At 67.8% G+C, this 19,579-nt stretch carries 18 protein-coding genes; 11 read left to right on the forward strand and 7 right to left on the reverse strand.

The genetic code is table 11. The annotated features are described in order from the left end of the window. Positions 1 to 92: 92 nt before the first annotated feature. Complete coding sequence (locus tag A9G05_RS27370) at positions 93 to 761, forward strand: ankyrin repeat domain-containing protein (RefSeq protein ID WP_139131192.1); 669 nt, start codon at positions 93 to 95, stop codon at positions 759 to 761. Between the two features lie 6 nt (positions 762 to 767). Here the strand turns inward: A9G05_RS27370 and A9G05_RS19710 are convergent, their stop codons facing one another. Next, a complete protein-coding gene (locus A9G05_RS19710) occupies positions 768 to 1,982 on the reverse strand; it encodes a PilT/PilU family type 4a pilus ATPase (RefSeq protein WP_170832302.1) in 1,215 nt (404 codons plus the stop codon). Positions 1,983 to 2,125: 143 nt separating this feature from the next. Here A9G05_RS19710 and A9G05_RS19715 point away from each other — a divergent pair, with 143 nt between their 5' ends. The 6 genes from A9G05_RS19715 to A9G05_RS19740 all read left to right on the forward strand — a co-directional run bounded on the left by A9G05_RS19715 (position 2,126) and on the right by A9G05_RS19740 (position 7,650). Beyond that, the gene (locus A9G05_RS19715) at positions 2,126 to 2,404 is read left to right on the forward strand and encodes a peptidylprolyl isomerase (protein WP_069562560.1); all 279 of its coding nucleotides are present in this window, start codon (positions 2,126 to 2,128) and stop codon (positions 2,402 to 2,404) included. A gap of 118 nt (positions 2,405 to 2,522) precedes the next feature. Next, positions 2,523 to 3,827, forward strand: a complete 1,305-nt coding sequence (locus tag A9G05_RS28330) for a PAS domain-containing methyl-accepting chemotaxis protein (protein ID WP_069562561.1) — start codon at positions 2,523 to 2,525, stop codon at positions 3,825 to 3,827. Positions 3,828 to 3,970: 143 nt separating this feature from the next. Further along, positions 3,971 to 5,464 carry a glycosyltransferase family 39 protein gene (locus A9G05_RS19725; protein ID WP_069562562.1) on the forward strand — a complete coding sequence of 498 codons (1,494 nt, stop codon included), beginning with the start codon at positions 3,971 to 3,973 and terminating at the stop codon, positions 5,462 to 5,464. Continuing rightward, on the forward strand, positions 5,457 to 6,458 hold the full coding sequence (locus A9G05_RS19730) for a glycosyltransferase family 2 protein (protein ID WP_069562563.1): 1,002 nt from the start codon (positions 5,457 to 5,459) through the stop codon (positions 6,456 to 6,458). Before A9G05_RS19725 ends, A9G05_RS19730 begins: the two co-directional genes overlap by 8 nt. Beyond that, complete coding sequence (locus A9G05_RS19735) at positions 6,455 to 6,844, forward strand: GtrA family protein (RefSeq protein WP_069562564.1); 390 nt, start codon at positions 6,455 to 6,457, stop codon at positions 6,842 to 6,844. Before A9G05_RS19730 ends, A9G05_RS19735 begins: the two co-directional genes overlap by 4 nt. Then, a complete protein-coding gene (locus tag A9G05_RS19740; protein WP_069562565.1) occupies positions 6,841 to 7,650 on the forward strand; it encodes a ChbG/HpnK family deacetylase in 810 nt (269 codons plus the stop codon). The genes A9G05_RS19735 and A9G05_RS19740 overlap by 4 nt, the downstream gene beginning before the upstream one ends. A gap of 9 nt (positions 7,651 to 7,659) precedes the next feature. On the opposite strand, the gene A9G05_RS19745 is transcribed toward A9G05_RS19740, so the two are convergent. Beyond that, the gene (locus tag A9G05_RS19745; RefSeq protein ID WP_069562566.1) at positions 7,660 to 8,622 is read right to left on the reverse strand and encodes a FecR domain-containing protein; all 963 of its coding nucleotides are present in this window, start codon (positions 8,620 to 8,622) and stop codon (positions 7,660 to 7,662) included. Continuing rightward, positions 8,615 to 9,154, reverse strand: a complete 540-nt coding sequence (locus tag A9G05_RS19750) for a sigma-70 family RNA polymerase sigma factor (RefSeq protein ID WP_069562567.1) — start codon at positions 9,152 to 9,154, stop codon at positions 8,615 to 8,617. Before A9G05_RS19750 ends, A9G05_RS19745 begins: the two co-directional genes overlap by 8 nt. Positions 9,155 to 9,332: 178 nt before the next feature. Between A9G05_RS19750 and A9G05_RS19755 the strand changes: the two genes are divergently transcribed. After that, entirely contained in the window at positions 9,333 to 12,257 is a 2,925-nt protein-coding gene (locus A9G05_RS19755) for a TonB-dependent receptor (RefSeq protein ID WP_083272616.1), read from the forward strand. Between the two features lie 12 nt (positions 12,258 to 12,269). Here A9G05_RS19755 and A9G05_RS19760 read toward each other — a convergent pair whose 3' ends face one another. Continuing rightward, positions 12,270 to 13,184 carry a LysR family transcriptional regulator gene (locus A9G05_RS19760; protein WP_069562568.1) on the reverse strand — a complete coding sequence of 305 codons (915 nt, stop codon included), beginning with the start codon at positions 13,182 to 13,184 and terminating at the stop codon, positions 12,270 to 12,272. Positions 13,185 to 13,279: 95 nt separating this feature from the next. Between A9G05_RS19760 and A9G05_RS19765 the strand changes: the two genes are divergently transcribed. Next, positions 13,280 to 14,269, forward strand: a complete 990-nt coding sequence (locus A9G05_RS19765) for a sodium-dependent bicarbonate transport family permease (protein WP_069562569.1) — start codon at positions 13,280 to 13,282, stop codon at positions 14,267 to 14,269. 63 nt (positions 14,270 to 14,332) lie between these two features. Here A9G05_RS19765 and A9G05_RS19770 read toward each other — a convergent pair whose 3' ends face one another. The 3 genes from A9G05_RS19770 to A9G05_RS19780 all read right to left on the reverse strand — a co-directional run bounded on the left by A9G05_RS19770 (position 14,333) and on the right by A9G05_RS19780 (position 17,283). Next, complete coding sequence (locus A9G05_RS19770) at positions 14,333 to 15,922, reverse strand: ABC-F family ATPase (RefSeq protein WP_069562570.1); 1,590 nt, start codon at positions 15,920 to 15,922, stop codon at positions 14,333 to 14,335. 185 nt (positions 15,923 to 16,107) lie between these two features. Further along, entirely contained in the window at positions 16,108 to 16,716 is a 609-nt protein-coding gene (locus tag A9G05_RS19775) for an FMN-dependent NADH-azoreductase (protein ID WP_069562571.1), read from the reverse strand. Positions 16,717 to 16,770: 54 nt separating this feature from the next. Beyond that, positions 16,771 to 17,283 (reverse strand): hypothetical protein, encoded by a 513-nt coding sequence (locus tag A9G05_RS19780; RefSeq protein ID WP_139131193.1) that lies wholly within the window; start codon positions 17,281 to 17,283, stop codon positions 16,771 to 16,773. Positions 17,284 to 17,383: 100 nt separating this feature from the next. On the opposite strand from A9G05_RS19780, the gene A9G05_RS19785 reads away from it, so the two are divergent. Next, on the forward strand, positions 17,384 to 18,292 hold the full coding sequence (locus A9G05_RS19785) for a LysR substrate-binding domain-containing protein (RefSeq protein ID WP_069562573.1): 909 nt from the start codon (positions 17,384 to 17,386) through the stop codon (positions 18,290 to 18,292). Between the two features lie 83 nt (positions 18,293 to 18,375). Then, positions 18,376 to 19,563, forward strand: a complete 1,188-nt coding sequence (locus tag A9G05_RS19790; RefSeq protein WP_069562594.1) for an MFS transporter — start codon at positions 18,376 to 18,378, stop codon at positions 19,561 to 19,563. Positions 19,564 to 19,579: the final 16 nt, after the last annotated feature.

The following is a 19,579-nucleotide window of genomic DNA, read 5'->3' on the forward strand; positions in this document are numbered from 1 at the left end:
TCCTATGATTCGCGCGCCCTTCGGTGGCGATTCTGCCGCCAGGGTCGATGATCTGCCTCTTCCCTGTCCGTCGGCGATGGCCGGCCCGCAGCATGAACACTCAATGTGTCATCTCACTGATCAAGCGCATCGAGCTTGATCACCTGTTCGACCTTGCACTCAACAGCGCACCCGACCTTCACAACGAACCGCCCCTGCCTCCTTGCGGCTGCATACACCCAGAACACGAATACGCATTCGGCCGGTTGTTCGATGCGGTCCGCTTCCAACCTCATCAGTTGAATCAACTGCTGGCAGCAGAACGAAGCTTGGTGACAGCCGGTAACGGGTTGGGTGAAAACGTCCTGCACTGGATGGCGGTTGAAAACCGTGTACAGGAAATCGAATTACTCCGAGGGCTGGGTTCTCCGATTCCTGGCCCAGCCCTGGTCGAAGCCGTGGAAATGGGCCATGCCGAAACGGTGATCCTGTTATTGGAACTGGGCGTGGAAGTAGACCGACACGGCTGCCGTATCGCCCTGATGGAAAGCGGTCTGGCATCGAGCAAGCGCAGCCTCATCGACCGTTACTTCCGCCAGTTCGGCCACTACCTGATCGATCAGCCCGACACAGTACGCCCCCGGCGTATGCACCGGCGCCAGAAGCGGCAAGAGCATCGCCCCAATCACCGGCAACCACTGGCCACTCAACCCAATCGACGGCTGAGCCCGCGTCGCCCCGCGAACCAGTTGCTGCGACAGCTCCAAGCGCTGGACGACTAACTCCGATCAGAAATGCTTGCCCGGGTCTTCCGGCGGCGTTTCCTCGGGCAGTTCCTCCAGCTTCAGCTCCAGGCCCCAACTGGCCGCGTCCTGGGTACGGGGCGCGGCCGGTGGCGGGGTGGGAGCGGCGGCTGGAGCCGGCGTCGGCGCGGGGGCTGGGCCATCGCGGTAGAGCTTCAGCTTGAGGCGCAGGTTGTTGGCGGAGTCGGCATTCTTGATCGCCTCGTCCTCACTGATAGCGCCTTCCACCACCAGGTCGAACAGCGCCTGGTCGAAGGTCTGCATGCCCAGGGCCTTGGACTTCTCCATGATCTCCTTGATGGAGCTGAAATCACCGCGCTTGATCAGGTCGCTGATGGTGGAAGTGCCCAGCAGCACCTCCACCGCCGCGCGACGCTTGCCGTCGGAGGTGCGTACCAGGCGTTGGGAGACGAAGGCCTTGAGGTTGTTGCCCAGGTCGTTGAGCAGCTGCGGCCGGCGCTCCTCGGGGAAGAAGTTGATGATGCGGTCCAGCGCCTGGTTGGCGTTGTTCGCGTGCAGGGTGGAAATGGCCAGGTGGCCGGTGTCGGCGAAAGCCAGGGCGTGCTCCATGGTCTCGCGGTCGCGGATCTCACCGATCAGGATCACGTCCGGCGCCTGGCGCAGGGTGTTCTTCAACGCCGCGTGGAAGCTGCGGGTGTCCACCCCCACCTCGCGCTGGTTGATGATGGATTTCTTGTGCCGGTGCACGTACTCCACCGGGTCTTCGATGGTGATGATGTGCCCGCCGCTGTTGCGGTTGCGGTAGTCGATCAGTGCCGCCAGGGAGGTGGACTTGCCAGAGCCGGTGCCGCCGACGAAAAGCACCAGGCCGCGCTTCTCCATCACCACCTTGAGCAACACCTCGGGCAGCTTGAGGTCCTCGAAGCGGGGGATGTCCAGCTTGATGTTGCGCGCGACGATAGAGACCTCGTTGCGCTGCTTGAAGATGTTGATGCGGAAGCGCCCCACGTTGGGCACTGAAATCGCCAGGTTCATCTCCAGCTCACGGTCGAATTCGACGCGCTGCTCCGGGTCCATGATCGACTCGGCGATACGCGCCACGTCCCCCGGCTTGAGCGGGTCGGCGCTCAGCGGCTTGAGCACGCCATTGAACTTGGCGCAGGGCGGCGCGCCGGTGGACAGGTAGAGATCCGAGCCATCCTGGGAGGCAAGGACCTTCAGCATCGAAGGGAGATCCATGGGGCGTGTATCCGTGGGGCGGGACAAGGTAACGGTAGGCGAATTTCGCCAGTGGGCACGGCGCGTGCCGTGAAGGCGACGAACTGTATGGCCCGACCCGCGACTGGCACAATGAACGGCTCCACAAACCAAGAGGAAATCCCATGGCCAAGGCCCTTGCCCGCCACATCCTGGTCAAGACCGAGGCGGAAGCCGAACAGATCAAGCAGCGCCTGGCCAAGGGCGAAGATTTCGCCGTGCTGGCGAGGAAGCACTCCATCTGCCCATCCGGCAAGCGCGGTGGCGACCTGGGCGAGGTGCGCCCCGGACAGATGGTGCGGGTGATCGATCAGGTGATCTTCAAGAAACCGGTGCGCACCATCCACGGCCCGGTGAAGAGTCAGTTCGGCTATCACCTCGTGCAGGTGTTCTTCAGGGACTGAAACAGTCCTACGCGCCACGTCGAGGCATCCCCCTTCCGCCATCGGCCACCCCCTGGGGATGCGGCGATTGCCTTCCGCTACCGTGGGCGGCTTTCGTAACTGATAGAGGAAGCCGACCATGTGGTTTGCCAGGAAGAAGCCGGCCGCGCCGCCCGTATCGCTGGGGGAGCTCGAGCTGCGGGCCATCCGCAATGCCATGGCGATGATCGAGTTCAGCCCGGACGGCACCATCCTCGATGCCAACGCCGCGTTCCTCGGCGTCGTGGACTACCAACTGGACAACGTACTTGGGCGCAACCACAGCCTGTTCTGCACCCCGGAACTGGTGCGCAGCCCGGCCTACGAAGAGTTCTGGCGCCGCCTGCGGGCCGGCGAGCACTTCAGCGACCGTTTCATGCGCCTGACCCGCAGCGGCCGCCAGGTATGGCTGGAGGCCACCTACATGCCGGTACTGGATGAAACCGGCCAGACCATCCGCATCCTCAAGGTCGCCACCGACATCACCCGCCAACTGGAAGCCGAGCACGTTCACGAGAGTTACGTGAACGCCATCAACCACGCCATGGCCGCCATCGAGTTCGACCTCGAAGGCCGGGTGGTGGGCGCCAACGCCAACTTCCTCGGCCTGATGGGCTACAGCCTCAACGAGGTGCAGGGCAAGCACCACAGCCTGTTCTGCTGTGCCGAGGAGGCCAGCGGCAGCGACTACCAGCACTTCTGGGACCGCCTGCGCCACGGCGAGTACATCTCCGATCGGTTCCGCCGGGTCACCCGCTCGGGCAGCACCATCTGGCTGCGCGCCACTTACAGCCCGCTGTACGACTCCACCGGCCGCCCCTACGGCGTGGTCAAGTTCGCCACCGACATCACCCCACAGATGCTGCGGCGCGACACCGAGGCCGCCGCCGCGCAACTGGCTCAGGACATCGCCCGGGAAACCGACATCACCGCCGACCGCGGCACCCGCACCGTGGCCGAGACGGTCCAGGTGGTCACCGAGATCGCCGACGACCTGGCCGCCGTGGCCGGGCAGATCGAAGGCCTCAACCAGCAGTCGGAGCAGATCACCAATATCGTCCAGGTGATCCGCTCCATCGCCGACCAGACCAACCTGCTGGCGCTCAACGCTGCCATCGAGGCCGCCCGCGCCGGCGACCAGGGGCGCGGCTTCGCGGTGGTCGCCGACGAGGTTCGCCAACTGGCCTTCCGCACCAGCCAGGCCACGGTGGAGATCAAGGCCGTGGTGCAGCAGAACCAGAGCCTGGCCCACGATGCGGTGACCGGCATGGCCACCACCCAGACTCGCGCCCAACGCGGCGTGGAGCTGGCCAACCAGGCCGGCACGGTGATCACTGAAATCCGCTCCGAAGCCCAGCGCGTAGTCGACGCCGTGGCCCAGATCGCCCTCTCCTACACGGACTGACCCACCTGCGGCTCACTCCCGGCCGGCGACCTCCGCCGCCGGGACACCGATCATTCGTACAGCCGCCGTACAGCCGACCTTACTTACGCTTGGCACCGAGCCTGGACGGCTCCGAAAGCCCCCCAGGGAACGTACACCCGACCATGCAGACCTCTCCGACCATGCGCTGGCAGCGACTCGCGATCCCCGTCCTTCTTCTCCTGCTACTCCTGCGTCTCATCGCCGCCTGGGCACTCCCTCTCACCGACAAGACCGAAGCCCGCTACGGTGAGATCGCCCGCAAGATGTGGGAGACCGGCAACTGGGTCACCCTGTGGCACGACTACGGCGTGCCCTTCTGGGCCAAGCCGCCCCTGTCCACCTGGCTCTCCGCCGGCAGCATGGACCTGCTCGGCATCACCGAACTGGCAGCACGGCTGCCCTCGCTGCTGCTGGCCGTGGCCACCTTGTTGCTGACCTGCAGCCTCATCCGCCAGCGCAGCGGCCGCGACGCCGCCCTCGCCTGTGCACTGATCCTCGGCAGCGGGCTGCTGTTCCTCGGCACCGCCGGCACGGTGATGACCGACTCCGCTCTGCTGTTCTGCGTCACCTTCAGCCTGGTGGCGGTCTGGCGTGCCGTGGTCCTGGGCAGCCTGGCCTGGGGCTACCTGCTGTTCGTCGGGCTGGGGCTCGGCCTGCTGGCCAAGGGGCCGCTCGCCGGCGTGCTGGTGGGCTTGCCGGTGTTCTTCTGGGTCCTGCTGGGCAACCGTTGGCGCGCCCTCTGGCAGGGTCTGCCCTGGCTCACCGGCACTCCTCTGATGCTGGCCATCGCGCTGCCCTGGTACCTGCTGGCAGAACACTGCACCCCGGGCTTCCTGAACTACTTCATCGTCGGCGAGCACCTCAGTCGTTTCTTCGATGCCGGCTGGAAGGGCGACAGGTACGGCTTCGCCCACGCCACCCCGCGCGGCATGATCTGGCTCTACGCCTTCGCCGCACTGCTGCCCTGGTCACTGGTGATGCTCGCCTGGCTGGCGCGCCACGGCCGCCAACTGCCGCGCCTGGTACGTGACGAGGACGGCTGGGTGCTCTACCTGGCGCTCTGGACGCTGATGACGCCGCTGTTCTTCACCCTCTCCGGCAACATCATCTTCCCCTACCCCATGCCCATGCTGCCGGGCTGCGCCCTGCTGTTCGCCGAACTCTGGCTGCGTGCCCGGAGCAATCCCGACGGCAGCAGCACCCTGCCGCTGATCGCCGCCTTCGGCGCCCTGCTGCTGGCCGGGGTACTGGCCGTCAACCACGTGCAGGGGGACCGCTACCTGCGCACCCAGAAGGACGTGATCGCCGCCTGGCGGGCACAGCACCCGACGCCCGCCAGCGCGCTGGTGTACTGGAACAACAGCCGGACCTTCTCCGCCGAGTTCTATTCCCACGGCCGCGCCCGCACCACCGAAGACCCGGAGCAGTTGCGCGCCTGGCTGGCCGGCCGCCCCGGCAGCTTCATCGTCTGCCAGGACAAGGACCTGCGCCTGCTGCCGGCGGACATCCGAGTCCGCTTCGAGCCCGTGGCGCAGGTGCGCAATGCCGGCACCACCTTCCTGCTGCTGGGCGAAGCCGCCCCCATCCCGGACGTCGAGGGCCATCATCATGACTGATTACCTGATCCCGCCTTACCTGCTGGCCCTGCGCGCCCAGGAGCGACCGGTCGATCCGCTGGTCAGTTGCATCCTGCCGGCCTACAACGAGGCGGCCAACATCGTGCCGATGCTGCAGACCCTGCACGCCCTGCTCGACGCCGCCGGCTACCGTCATGAACTGGTGGTGGTGGATGACGGCAGCCGCGACGACACCGTGCAGCAGGTACTCGGCCAGTTGGAGGCGCTGCCGGTGAAGCTGATCCAACTGTCGCGCAACTTCGGCAAGGAGATCGCCCTGAGTGCCGGCATCGACCAGGCCCGGGGCGACGTGGCCGTGCTGATCGACTGCGACTTCCAGCACCCGCCGGAACGCGTCCCGGATTTTCTCGAACAATGGCGGCAGGGCTACGACATGGTCTACAGCGTGCGCGAACACCGCCGCGGCGAGCCCTGGATCAAGCGCGTGTGCACCCGCACCTTCTACCGCCTGACCAACAGCGGCTGCCGACACAAGATGCCGCCGGACACCCAGGACTTCCGCGTGCTCGACCGCTGTGTGCTGGAAGCCCTGCGCCAGATGCCCGAGCGCAACCGCTTCATGAAGGGCCTGTACCACTGGGTCGGTTTCACCCAGCGGCCGATGATCACCCGCGTCGACGAGCGCCGCGCCGGCCACAGCAGCTTCAACTACCGGCGTCTGCTGGACCTGGGCATCACCGGGCTCACTGCCTTCTCCAACCTGCCCTTGCGCATCTGGACCCTGGTGGGTTGCGCGATCTCGCTGCTCGCCATCGGCTATGCCGTCTGGGAACTGGTCCACACCCTGCTGTTCGGCAACCCGCTACGGGGCTGGCCGACCCTGGCCGTGGCGGTGTGCTTTCTCGGTGGAGTCCAGTTGCTGTCCATCGGCATCCTCGGCGAATACGTCGGGCGCATCTTCGACGAGGTCAAGCAGCGCCCCAATTACCTGATCAGCCGCATCAGCGGCCGCGACCAGGAGCCCCGCCCTTGAGCCGCGAGCTGTTCTGGTTCGGCGTGGTCGGCATCAGCGCCCTGCTGGTGCACTTCGCCAGCGTGGCCTGGGTGCTGGTACCCCTGGGGCTGGCGCCGCTGCTGGCCAACGTGCTGGGCTTCCTGCTGGCCTTCCAGGTCAGCTACTGGGGGCACCGGGTGCAGACCTTCCGCGCCACTGGCGTGCCCCATCGCCAGGCCCTGCCACGCTTCTTCGCCGTCGCCTGCCTGAGCTTCGCGGTCAACGAAGGGCTCTACGCCCTGCTGCTGCAGCACACGGCCCTCGGCTACCGCCCGGCCCTGCTGCTGGTCCTGGTCCTGGTGGCCGGGATGACCTTCGCGCTCGGCAAGCGCTGGGCCTTCCGCCTGCCGGGGCGTGCCGGATGACCCGCCATGCCCGCCCACCCCGCCGGCTGACCCTGTGCGCCGATGACTTCGCCCAGACCGACGCCACCAGCGGCGCAATCCTCGCGCTGCTGGGCGCCGGGCGCCTGTCGGCCACCAGCGTGATGAGCCAGTCGCCGCTGTGGCCCGAACACGCCCGAGCGCTCAAGGCCTTCGACGGCCAGGCGGACATCGGCCTGCACTTCAACCTGACCCATCCGTTCGAGCACGGTGCCCGTCCACTGCCCTGCTGGCTGCTGCTGAGCCAGCTCCGCGCCTTGCCCCGCGCAAGACTGCAAGACCTGGCGCTGGCCCAGATCGACCGTTTCGCCGAGCACTTCGGCCGCCTGCCGGACTTTATCGACGGGCATCAGCACGTCCATGCCTTCCCGGTGATCCGCGAGGCGCTGCTGGCCGCCATCGAACAACGCTGGGAACACATCGCACCGCCCTACCTGCGCGCGCCGGACCGGCTCGCCCACCCCGGCGACAGCGGGTTCAAGGCGCGTGTGCTGGCCAGCGCCTGCCGGGGTTTCCAGCAGCGGGCCAAGGCTCGGGGGTTGCGCACACCGCCCTGGTTCGCCGGCCTCTACGCGCTGACGCCGGAGGCGGACTTCCCAGGGCTCATGCACACCTGGCTGGACGCCTGCCCCGATCGCGGCCTGCTGATGTGCCACCCCGGCCACGGCCCGCGCGCCGCTGACGACCCAATTGCCGCTGCCCGGGAACGGGAATACGCCTTCCTCGCCAGCGATGCCTTCATGGAGGCCTGCACACAGCGGGACATCCTCCTCACGCGCTTCGGCTGACCCAGCCGCTCAGCGCTGGATGCGCATTCCCTCACCAACAGCCTCGACCCGAACTCCATGGCTCTGCACCAGCATGGCCAGTGCCAGGGGCAGGTCATCGACGGGGAAAGTGCCGGACACCCGCAGGTTCGCCGCAGCGGGCGACCAGGCCAGGGGTCGGTCGCTGTAGCGCATCAGCTCCTGCGCCCACTGCGCCAGCGGCATGTCCTCCGCCACCAGCAGCCCCTTGCGCCAGGCCAGAGCGGACTCGCGCGCGACCTCGACGACGCCGAACCGCTCATGGCTGAAGCGCACCTGCTGGCCGGCCTGCAGGACCACCTCGCGCGGCATCGCCCCTGGGTGATCGAGGGTCACCTTCACTGCCCCCTGGTAGACGGCGAGCAGGCTCGCGTCGGGGAAGGTGCGGACGCTGAAGCGCGTGCCCAGCGCCTGCATCAGCCCCTGCCCGGTGCGCACCCGCAGCGGCCGGGCCGGCACCTGCCGGTCCACGGCAGTGGTCACGTACAGCTCGCCGCGCTGCAGGTTCAGCAGGCGCTGGTCGGCGCTGAAGCGCACCTGCAGGGCCGAGTCGCTGTTCAGTGCCACCTGGGTGCCGTCCTCCAGCCACAGCTCGCGGCGCTCGCCCCGGGCAGTGAGGTAGTCGAGGCCCGCTCGGCTGCGCTGCCACAGCCACCACCCCAGCGGTGCCGAGCAGGTGGCCAGGAGCAGGCTGCGCAGCACCGTGCGGCGACTGCTAAGGGGGCGGGACAGCGCCTGCCGGGCCAGGCCCGGCGGCAGCGCGTCCAGGCAGTCCAGCAGCCGCTGGGCACGCTGCCAGGCACGCTCATGTTCGGGATCGTCGTGCTGCCAATGCTCCAGCTCGGCCCGTTCGGCAGACGTCAGCGGCCGCTCCTGCATCAGCAGCAGCCAGGACGCGGCCTGTTCCAGCACGGTGGTGGCGATGGGTTCGCCAGAGGGGCGCAGGTCAGGCATCGGGCATCCGGCTCAGGCAGACCAGGTAGCCCTGGTGGATGTACTGCTTGACGGTGGGCAAGGCGATGTTCAGGGCCTCGGCGATGGCTTTCTGCTTCATGCCGTCCAGGGTCGCCATGAGGAACGCCTGGCGCACACGCGGGCGCAGGGTGTCGAGCAACGCATCCACCTCATGCAGCGTCTCGAGGATGACGCTCTGCTGCTCCGGCGAGGGATGCTCCGGTTCGGGCAACTGCAACAACGCCTCCAGCCAGGCCTGCTCCAGGGAATGTCGCCGCCGCCAACTGACCAGCACGCACTGGGCGATGCGGGTCAGGTAGGCGCGTGGCTGCTGAATGACCCCGTCCTGCCGGGCGTCACGGCTGACCAGTACCCGCAGGAACACGTCCTGGGCCAGGTCATCGGCGACACCCCGCCCCCAGGAACGCAAACGATAGCTCAGCCACCCGCGCAGCCAGCCGTGATGCTCGGTGTACAGCGTGGTCACGGGGCAGCGCTCGGCAGGCAGGGGCGGGGATTCGGGGGAAGTCATCGCGGACAGGATCGGCACGGCAGGTCGCAAATGAAAACAATTATCACTAAAATTCGGGCCGCCACAAGCACGGATGAAAACAAGAACGATCCGCATATACCTTTTCCAATCTCGTGCGACAGAGGGAGTGACAGCCCGCATCGAGTGACGGGCCACACACCCTACGAGCGAGAGAACCATGCCAGCAGTCCACCGGCGCCCTGCCACTTCGCCCATCCCCATCCGCCTCTCCCCGATCAGCCTGGCCGTCGGCTGCGCATTGCTCGGCTGCCTGCTGGCCGGTGCCGCCGCCCCGCCCGTGCAGGCCACGGAGACGACCGCGCCCCACGACCGGCCGGACAGTACACACGACTACGACATCCCCCGCGGCCCGCTGGGTGCCGCACTGGGCCTGTTCGCCAGCCAGTCCGGGCTGCTGCTGTCCTACGATGCCGACCTGGCGCGGGGCCGCACCGCCCCCGCACTCAAGGGTCGCTACAGCGTGGCGGAAGCGGCCCAGCGCCTGCTGGCCGGCACGGACCTGGACCTGCTGCCCGGGGCCGCTGGCACCTACATCCTGCTGCCCCGGCACACCCCGCCCCAGGCCGGGCTCGAACTGAACCCGACGATGGTCGGCGCCACCGCCCTGCTCGACGACACGCAAGAGACCTACCGCGCGCCCCGCTCCTCCGTGCACCTGAGGCGGGAGGATCTGGACCGCTTCGGCACCGTTTCGGTGGGCGACATGCTCAAGGGCGTGGCGGGTGTGCAGGTGGGCGACAGCCGCAACGGCGGCGCGCTGGACGTCAACATCCGCGGCATCCAGGGGCAGAGCCGCATCGCGGTGCGGGTGGACGGCTCGGAGCAGGCGCTGGATGTCTACCGCGGCTACGGCGGCACCCAGCAGCGCAGCTACATCGACCCGGACCTGCTCAGCAGCGTGACCGTCGACAAGGGCCCCAGCCTGCGCTCCGGAGCCATCGGCGGCGCGGTGGAGATGACCACCCTCGGCGTCGACGACATCCTCGTCGACGGCCAGAACGTGGGGCTGCGCGTGACCGGCAACCTCTGGAACAACGGCGTCGAACCCGCCGACCGCGACGCCCACTCGCGGACCGAGGACCTCAGCGCCGTCCCCCGCGAAAAGCGCGGCAACCTGTTCAACTCGGCGGCCGAATCCGGAAGCGCCGCCTTCGCCTTCCACCACGAGCGGGTGGACCTGGTGGCCGCCTACGCCCACCGCAACCAGGGCAACTACTTCGCCGGCAAGCATGGCCAGGAGCGCTACCGCCTGTTCGACCGCCGGGGCGACGAGCAGCCCAGCGTGGCCAACACCTACAACGCCGGTGAAGAGGTACTCAACTCCTCGGCACGGACCGAGTCCTACCTGCTCAAGACCACCTGGCGGCTGGACGACGAACAGACCCTGGACCTGGGTTACCGCCGCTTCGACGGGCACATGGGCGAGATCATGCCCTCGGACATCTTCCGTTCCGGTACCGCCGGCATCTACCAGTACCCCACCAGCGACGTGGCGATCGACACCTACACCGCGCGCTACCACTACCTGCCCGCCGACAACCCGCTGCTGGACCTCAGTGCCAACCTGTGGATGACCGAGTCGAAGACCAGCTCCCTCAGCGCCGCCTGGATGGCACCGACCTCCCAGTTGTACCGCACCGACCGCAGTTGGGCCCGGCAGGATGACCGGCGCATCGGCGGCGATCTGGGCAACGTGTCGCGCTTCAGCACCGACCACGGCGACTTCACCCTGGAGCTGGGTGGCGCCTTCCAGGTGGAGGACCTGAAGCCGCAGAAAAGCGTGGTCGTCACCCAGCACGACATCAACGCCAACCGCATGCTGCGGGACGCCTCGCGCCAGGAGTTCAGCTTCAACGGCAAGCTGGAATACCAGCCCATCGAGGAAGTCACCCTGTGGGGCGGCGGCCGCTACAGCCACTACCGCACCCGCGACAACACCGTGCTCGCCGAGGCCCGCCGGGCAGACCGCGCGATGCGCTGGATCTCGGTGAGTGGCCCCACGGGCTGGGGCAGCATGATGTGGTTCCCCGACCAGAATGGGCAGTACACCGCCGCCACCGACCCGCGCCTGAACAACGGCATCGTCTTCGGCAACAGCAACGAGCCGTTCAACGGCGTGCCCTTCGACAGCTTCGGCGCCACCCAGGTGACGGTCTACCCGGAAGAGATCAGCAACGTCGTCACCGGGTACGACTACACCCCGCAGCGCGACAGCCACGGCGGCGGCTTCGCCCCGGCCTTCGGCATCAACGTCGAGTTCCTGCCGGACACCTTCGCCTACCTCACCTACACCGAAGGCCTGCGCCAGCCCTCGCTGTTCGAGACCAGCCAGGGCACCCACCAGGTCACCCCGGGCAAGCACCTCAAGCCCGAGCGCTCGCGCAGCTGGGAACTGGGCCTGAGCGCCCTGCGCAGCGACCTGTTGGCATCAGGCGACACCGCGTCCGCCAAGCTGGCGTTCTTCGACAACGAGATCCGCCACTACATCACCCGCTACTACGACCCGAGCCCGGGCCTCTGGGGGCAGATGACCTTCAGCAACACCGACCGCTACAGCACCCGTGGCCTGGAACTGCAGTCGCACTACGACGCCGGGCGCGTGTTCGCCGACCTCTCGGCCACCTACTACCTGAAGACCGAAACCTGCGACGCCGCCTTCGCCGCCAAACTGCGCGCCGCCGCCAGCCCCTACCAGCACACCCAGGACACACCGGACTGCACCCCGGGCAGCTACATGGGCTCGTACACCAACACCCAGAACCCGCCAAAGCTGTCGACCAACCTGCTGGCCGGCCTGCGCTTCTTCGACGAGACACTGACCCTGGGCGGGCGCATGACCCACACCTCCGGCCCGACCGCGCAACTGGACAAGCCCTGGCAGACCGGTGCCACCACGCCACAGATCGACTACCGCACGGTGACGCTCTACGACCTGTTCCTCACCTACAAGGTGCTGGAGCACGCCGAGCTGAACCTGTCGGTGCAGAACCTCACCGACCGTTACTACCTGGACCCGCTGGCGCAGAGCTTCATGCCGGCTCCGGGACGTACCTGGCGGCTGGGTATGCAGGCGCGGTTCTGAACCGCCAGACGCTCAGGCCGACTGGCGTTGCCGGTACCAGGCCTGGGCTATGTCATCGAGATGGGTGAGGAACACCGTCGCCAGGGGCGACAGGCGCTTGCCCCGGGGGTAGAGCGTCCACCAGTTCGATTGCAGCGGGAAACCCTGCACGTCCAGCACGGCCAACTGCTCGTGCTCGACGATGGGCGCCAGGGCATGGCGGGAGATGACCGACAGCCCCATTTCAGAGGCCACCGTCTGCTTGATCGCCTCGTTGCTGCCCAGCTCCACCCAGACCTGGGGCACGAAGCCGGCCTGCCGGAAATGCGCATCGCAGGCCAGCCGCGTGCCGGAGCCACGCTCGCGGAGGATGAAGCGCTGCTCCGCCAGGTCCGCCAGCGTCAGCCCCTGCCGGCCAGCCAGGGGGTGCGACTGGCTGGCGATCACCACCAGCGGGTTGGGCAGGAAGGCGTGGGTCTCCAGCTCCAGGTCGGCCGGCGGCATGGAGAGGATGTAGAGGTCGTCACGGTTGTCCCGCAGGCGCGCCAGCACCGCATCGCGGTTGAGCAACTCCAGGGCGATGTCGATCTGCGGATGGCTGGCGCAGAAGCGCCCGAGCAGGCTGGGCACGAAGTACTGCGCGGTGCTCGCCACCGCCAGGCGCAGGCGCCCCCGGGTCAACCCGCGCATGCCGTCGATGCGCTGCTCGAACGAGCCCCACTCCTCCACCATCGCCTGGGCCGTCTCGGCCAGCGCTTCGCCGGCCTCGGTGAGGTACAGCCGCCGGCCGATCTGCTCGTACAGCGGCATGCCCACCGCCTCGGACAGCTCCTTGAGCTGCATCGACACGGTGGGCTGCGTCACGTGGCAGGCCCGGGCAGCAGCGGTGATGCTGCGGTGCTCGGCCAGGGCGAGGAACAGGCGCAATTGCCGGAACGTCGCACTCATAACCTTTCCTCTAATCTTTGCATCGTAATTATTGATTTTTGATTATGTATTTCGCGCACTAGCCTATGGCCATCCCTGCTCTCTGGAAACCACCGATGTCCAACTTCCTCGACCCCGCGATCCTCTTCTTCCTCTTCGGCATCTTCGCCGGCCTGCTGAAGTCCAATCTGGAGATCCCCGCACCGATCTCCCGTTTCCTCTCGCTCTACCTGCTGATGGCCCTGGGCCTCAAGGGCGGCTTCGCCCTCGCCGCCTCCGGCTTCACCCCGGAAGTGGCGCGCTCCCTGGGCCTGGCCGTGGTGCTGGCGCTGCTGGTGCCGGCCTTGGCCTACCTGCTGCTGCGCCGCCTGCTCAACGGCTTCGATGCCGCCGCCCTGGCCGCCACCTACGGCTCGGTCAGCGCGGTGACCTTCATCACCGCCATCCAGTACCTGGAGAACCAGGGCCTGCCCTATGGCGGGCACATGGCTGCGGCCATGGCGCTGATGGAGTCGCCGGCGATCATCGTCGCCGTGGTGCTGGCCAACAGCCTGCGTCACCGCGCACCGGCCAGTCCGGCACTGGCCACCCCGTCCGGCTCCCCGGCGGGGGGCGTCGGGCTGGGCAAGGTGCTGCACGAGTCCCTCACCGACGGCGCCCAGTTGCTGCTGCTCGGCGCCATGCTGGTGGGCCTGGTGACCGGCGCCAAGGGCCAGGCCGCCCTCGCGCCGTTCTCGGTGGACCTGTTCAAGGGCATGCTGGCCTTCTTCCTGCTGGACATGGGCCTGCTGGCCGCACGCAACCTGGGCGACCTCAAAGGCCGTTCGCCCTGGCTGCTGCTCTACGCGCTGGCCGCCCCGCCGGTGCATGCCTGCCTGGCCCTGGGCCTGTGCGTGCTGGTCGGGGTCGAGGCCGGCAACGCCGCGCTGCTGATGGTACTGGCGGCCAGCGCCTCCTACATCGCCGTGCCGGCGGCCCTGCGCTTCGCCATCCCCGAGGCGAGCCCCTCGCTGTACTTCGGCATGTCCCTGGGGATCACCTTCCCCTTCAACATCCTGCTGGGCATCCCGCTGTACGTCGGCCTGGCCCACCGGGTGCTGGGCTGAAGCCGGCCCGCCTCCGGAAACGAAAAACCCCGCCTGAGCGGGGTTTTTCCTGTCCGGTCGTGATCAGACGATCACGCCCTGGCTGCGCAGGTAGTCATCGTAGGTGCCGCTGAAGTCGGTCACGCCGTTCTCCGACAGCTCGATGATGCGGGTGGCCAGGGAGCCGACGAACTCACGGTCATGGCTGACGAAGATCAGCGTGCCCGGGTAGTTCTCCAGCGCCAGGTTGAGCGCTTCGATGGATTCCATGTCCAGGTGGTTGGTGGGTTCGTCCATCACCAGCACATTGGGCTTCTTCAGGATCAGCTTGCCGAACAGCATGCGGCCCTGCTCGCCCCCGGAGATGACCTTGACCGACTTCTTGATGTCGTCGTTGGAGAACAGCATGCGGCCGAGGGTGCCACGCACCAGTTGCTCGCCGCCCTGGGTCCACTGGGCCATCCAGTCGAACAGGGTCATGTCGTCCTCGAAGTCCTCGGCGTGGTCCTGGGCGAAGTAGCCCACGTCGGCGCTCTCGGTCCATTTCACCTCGCCGGCCATCGGCGCCATCTCGCCCACCAGGGTGCGCAGCAGGGTGGTCTTGCCGATGCCGTTGGGGCCGATGATGGCGACGCGCTCGCCGGCCTCGATCTGCATGGACAGGTTCTTGAACAGCGGCGTGCCGTCGAAACCCTGGCTGACCCGCTCCAGGGTCACCGCCTGGCGGTGCAGCTTCTTGTACTGCTCGAAGCGGATGAAGGGGCTGACGCGGCTGGATGGCTTGACCTCTTCGAGCTGGATCTTGTCGATCTGGCGGGCACGGCTGGTGGCCTGCTTGGCCTTGGAGGCGTTGGCCGAGAAGCGGCTGACGAACTGCTGCAGTTCGGCGATCTGCGCCTTCTTCTTGGCGTTGTCCGAGAGCAGGCGCTCGCGGGCCTGCTCGGCGGCGGTCATGTACTCGTCGTAGTTGCCCGGGAACAGGCGCAGCTCACCGTAGTCCAGGTCGGCCATGTGGGTGCAGACGCTGTTCAGGAAGTGACGGTCGTGGGAAATGATGATCATGGTGCTGTTGCGCGCAGTCAGCACGCCTTCCAGCCAGCGGATGGTGTTGATGTCCAGGTGGTTGGTCGGTTCGTCCAGCAGCAGCACGTCCGGATCGGAGAACAGCGCCTGGGCCAGCAGCACGCGCAGCTTCCAGCCCGGTGCCACGGCGCTCATCGGGCCGAAGTGCTGGTCCAGGGGAATGCCCAGGCCCAGCAGCAGTTCACCGGCGCGGGACTCGGCGGTGTAGCCGTCCATCTCGGCGAACAGCACTTCCAGCTCGGCCACGGCCATGCCGTCGTCCTCGCTCATCTCCGGCAGGCTGTAGATGCGGTCGCGCTCGGCCTTCACCTTCCACAGCTCGCCGTGGCCCATGATCACCGTGTCGATGACGGTGAAGTCCTCGTAGGCGAACTGGTCCTGGCGCAGCTTGCCCAGACGGGTGTTGGGTTCGAGCATCACCTGCCCGCCGGACGGCTCCAGCTCGCCGCCGAGGATCTTCATGAAGGTCGACTTGCCACAGCCGTTGGCGCCGATCAGGCCGTAGCGGTTGCCGTTGCCGAACTTGACGGAAACGTTTTCGAACAGCGGCTTGGGGCCGAACTGCATGGTGATATTGGCGGTGGAGATCACGGGCGGAATCCTGGGCTGGGCGTGCAGGCACGCAAAAAAGGGCGCGATTGTAGCCGTTTAGGGCCCTCAGCGGGGAGCCGCCTGGCGAGCAGGACGGGTGAGGCCGCGACATTGCCGGCTCAGGAGGCCGAGCACAGCCATGAAAAAGCCCCGCCGAAGCGGGGCTCGTTCATCCAGCCTGCCGATCAGGCAACCGCGAACAGCTCGCCGATGCGCGACTGGGCGGCCTTGAAGGCGTTGGCACGGGGCTCCTCGCCATAGGCCAGGCCTTCGGCGCGGACGATCTCGATGTCGGTGATGCCGAGGAAGTTCAGCACCTGCACCAGGTAGGCCTCGTGGGCCTGACCGCTGGGCTGGCCGGCGTGGATGCCGCCGGCGGTGGAGACGATCACCACCTTCTTGCCACCGGCCAGGCCCTGGGGACCGGCTTCGGTGTATTTGAAGGTTTTGCCGGCGACGGCGATGCGGTCGATCCAGGCCTTGAGCTGGGTGGGCACGGTGAAGTTGTACATCGGCGCACCGATGACGATGGCGTCGGCGCCGAGGAATTCGTCCAGCGAGACTTCGGACAGGGCGACCTCGGCTTTCTGCGCGGCGTCGCGCAGCTCGGCGGGGGTGGCGCCGGCCATCAGGCTGGTGGCGGAGAGGTGGGCGTAGGCGTCCTGGGCGAGGTCACGGTAGGTGACCTGCACGGCCGGCTCGGCGGCCTGCCAGGCTTCGACCACGGCGCGGCTGAGTTGGCGGGAGGCGGAAGCGTCACCGAGGATGCTGGAGTCGAGGTGCAGAAGTTTCATGGGAAGGCCCCTGTGTCTGGCGATCAGCGGAGTGCGATCGGAATGGTGGCCATCCTACCCATGCAGCCAAACGACGATTAGTCGGTGCATTTGCGATGCAGCGTCCCACCCATGAGGCGAATCAGCGCAACGATGTTTGCAGGCCCCCAGGGTGCGGGTGAAGAAGCGCACGGCCTCGGCGTACTCGCAGACCTGGGGCACCAGGGCGTTCATCTCCTCGGAACAGGGCGCCATGAACACGAAGTGGCCAGCACCCGACACCGGGCGGAAGTCCGGCAGCTTGCGCAGCAGCGCGCGGGCGTTCTGCTCCAGCGGCAGCACGCGGTCCTCCTCACCGCTGTTGAGCGGCACCGGCTCCAGCCCCTTGCGCCCGAACAGCACGCCGGGGGGCGCCATCAGCATCACGGCACCGACACGCTCGTCGGCGAAGGGGTCGAGGTCGTCGCGGTCGGGCCAGGCTCGCCTCCCTGAGCCGGCGCCTCCGTCGATGGAGCGGCAGTGAGCCTGAGGTGTTGCAGGTATCGCGCCAGTCTTGGCCCGGCATTCACCGATACGCGAAGCGCTCAAGATACACAGCTCCGATAACCTCGTAGGCGGAGGCTTCATCAAGTCGACGAAATCCACCCACGAGTGCCATAGTGCGCCCTCTTCCGAGCGGTAGCGCAGCATGCAGGACCTCAACGACCTCTTCTATTTCGCCAAGGTGGTGGAGCACGGCGGCTTTGCAGCGGCCGGGCGCCTGCTGGGCATTCCCAAGTCCCGCCTGTCGCGACGCATCGCCGAGCTGGAGACCCGGCTCGGTGCGCGCCTGCTGCAGCGCACCACCCGCAAGCTGGCCCTGACCGACGTGGGCGAGCGCTTCCTGCGGCACTGCCAGGCGATGCTGCTGGAGGCGGAACAGGCCGAGGAAGCGGTGGCCAGCCTGACCAGCGAACCGCGCGGACGCATTCGCGTCACCTGCCCCACCGAAGTCGCCCGCACCCGGCTGCGCGGGGTGTTCAGCGACTTCCTCGAACGCTACCCGCTGGTGCAACTGGAAGTGGCGCTGGTGAACCACCGGGTCGACCTGCTGGCGGAGGGGGTGGACGTGGCCCTGCGGGTACGCGACCAGGAGGACGAGGAGCCCTCGCTGATCTGTCGCCACCTGGCGCCCGCCCGCGCCTACCTGGTGGCGACCCCTGCCCTGCTCCAGGCCGGCGCCCCTCAAAGCCCGGACGAGCTGGCACGGTTGCCGGTACTCGGCGCGCTGGAGCGCGACCGCAAACTGCACTACCTGCTGCGCGACGCCCAGGGCAACCGCCGCGACATCGTGCTCGAACCCCGGCTGGCCATCGAGGATTTCGAGGTGCGCAAGCAGGCGGCCTTGCGCAGCCTGGGCATCACCATGCTGCCGGCGATGCATTGCCGCCAGGAGCTTGAAGACGGCCGCCTGGTGAGGGTCCTACCGGATTGGGAGCTGCCGGGCGGCCACCTGCAGGCGGTCTACACCCACCGGCGCGGCCTGCTGCCGGCGGTGCGGGCGTGGATCGACCACCTCGTCGACGCCTGCCGCAGCGAAGCGCTGGAGCCCCTCTGAGCACTCGTTAGCTGGCTTTCCCTTGGCCTGCCGGCTGGAGGATGATGGGCGCCTCCCGCACCGAGCCCGAACCAGGTCCATCCATGCGCAGCGTCGAGCAGTCTGCCTCCATCACCCTGCAGATCGTCTCCATCGTCTTCTTCACCTTCATCAGCTTCCTGTGCATCGGCCTGCCGCTGGCGGTCCTGCCCGGTTACGTGCACAACGACCTGGGCTATGGCTCGGTGCTGGCCGGCGTGGTGATCAGCACCCAGTACGCCGCCACCCTGCTCTCGCGCCCCTTCTCCGGCGCGGTGGCCGACCGCCGCGGCGCCAAGCACGCGGTGCTGCTGGGCCTGGGCGGCTGCGCGCTGAGCGGCCTGCTGACGCTGGCCTCCACCTCCCTGCAGGGCCTGCCGAGCCTGAGCCTGGGCCTGCTGCTGGCCGGCCGCGTGGCACTGGGCGTGTCCCAGGGGCTGGTGGGCACCGGTTCGATCAGTTGGGGCATCGGCCGGGTCGGCGCGGAAAACACCGCGCGGGTGATCTCCTGGAACGGCATCGCCTCCTACGGCGCGGTGGCCATCGGCGCACCTCTCGGGGTGCTGCTGGTGAGTGGCCTGGGGCTATGGAGCATGGGCGCGCTGATCGCCCTGCTGGGCGCCGGAGCGTTGCTGGTGGCACGGGGCAAGGCACCGGCACCGATCGTGTCCGGCGTGCGCCTGCCGTTTCGCAACGTGTTCCTGCGCATCGCCCCCAACGGTGTGGCGCTGGCCCTGGGCTCCATCGGCTTCGGCACCCTGGCCACCTTCGTCACGCTGTACTACGCCAGCCGTGGCTGGAGCGGCGCGGCCTGGTGCCTGACGGCCTTCGGCTGCGCCTTCATCGGCGCGCGCCTGCTGTTCGCCGGCACCATCAACCGGCTCGGCGGTTACCGGGTGGCCATCGCCTGCCTGGGCATCGAGAGCCTGGGCCTGCTTCTGCTGTGGCTGGCACCGCAGCCCTGGCTGACCCTGTGCGGCGCCGCACTGACCGGTTTCGGCCTGTCGCTGGTGTACCCGGCCCTCGGCGTGGAGGCCATCTCGCGCATTCCCGCCTCCAGCCGCAGCTCGGCGCTGGGGGCCTACGCGGTGTTCTTCGACCTGGCCCTGGGCCTGGCCGGCCCGTTGATGGGCCTGGTGGCCAACGCCCAGGGCTTTGCCGCGATCTTCCTGGTGGCCGCCGGGCTGGCCCTGGCCGGCATGCTGCTGGGTCTCGTGCTGTTGCGCAGCGATGCGCGCCAGCGACCTCTCTAGACCTGCAAGGAGCTGC

Origin of the sequence: Pseudomonas sp. ENNP23, assembly GCF_001728945.1 — a bacterium.
GTDB classification, from domain to species: Bacteria; Pseudomonadota; Gammaproteobacteria; order Pseudomonadales; family Pseudomonadaceae; genus Metapseudomonas; species Metapseudomonas otitidis.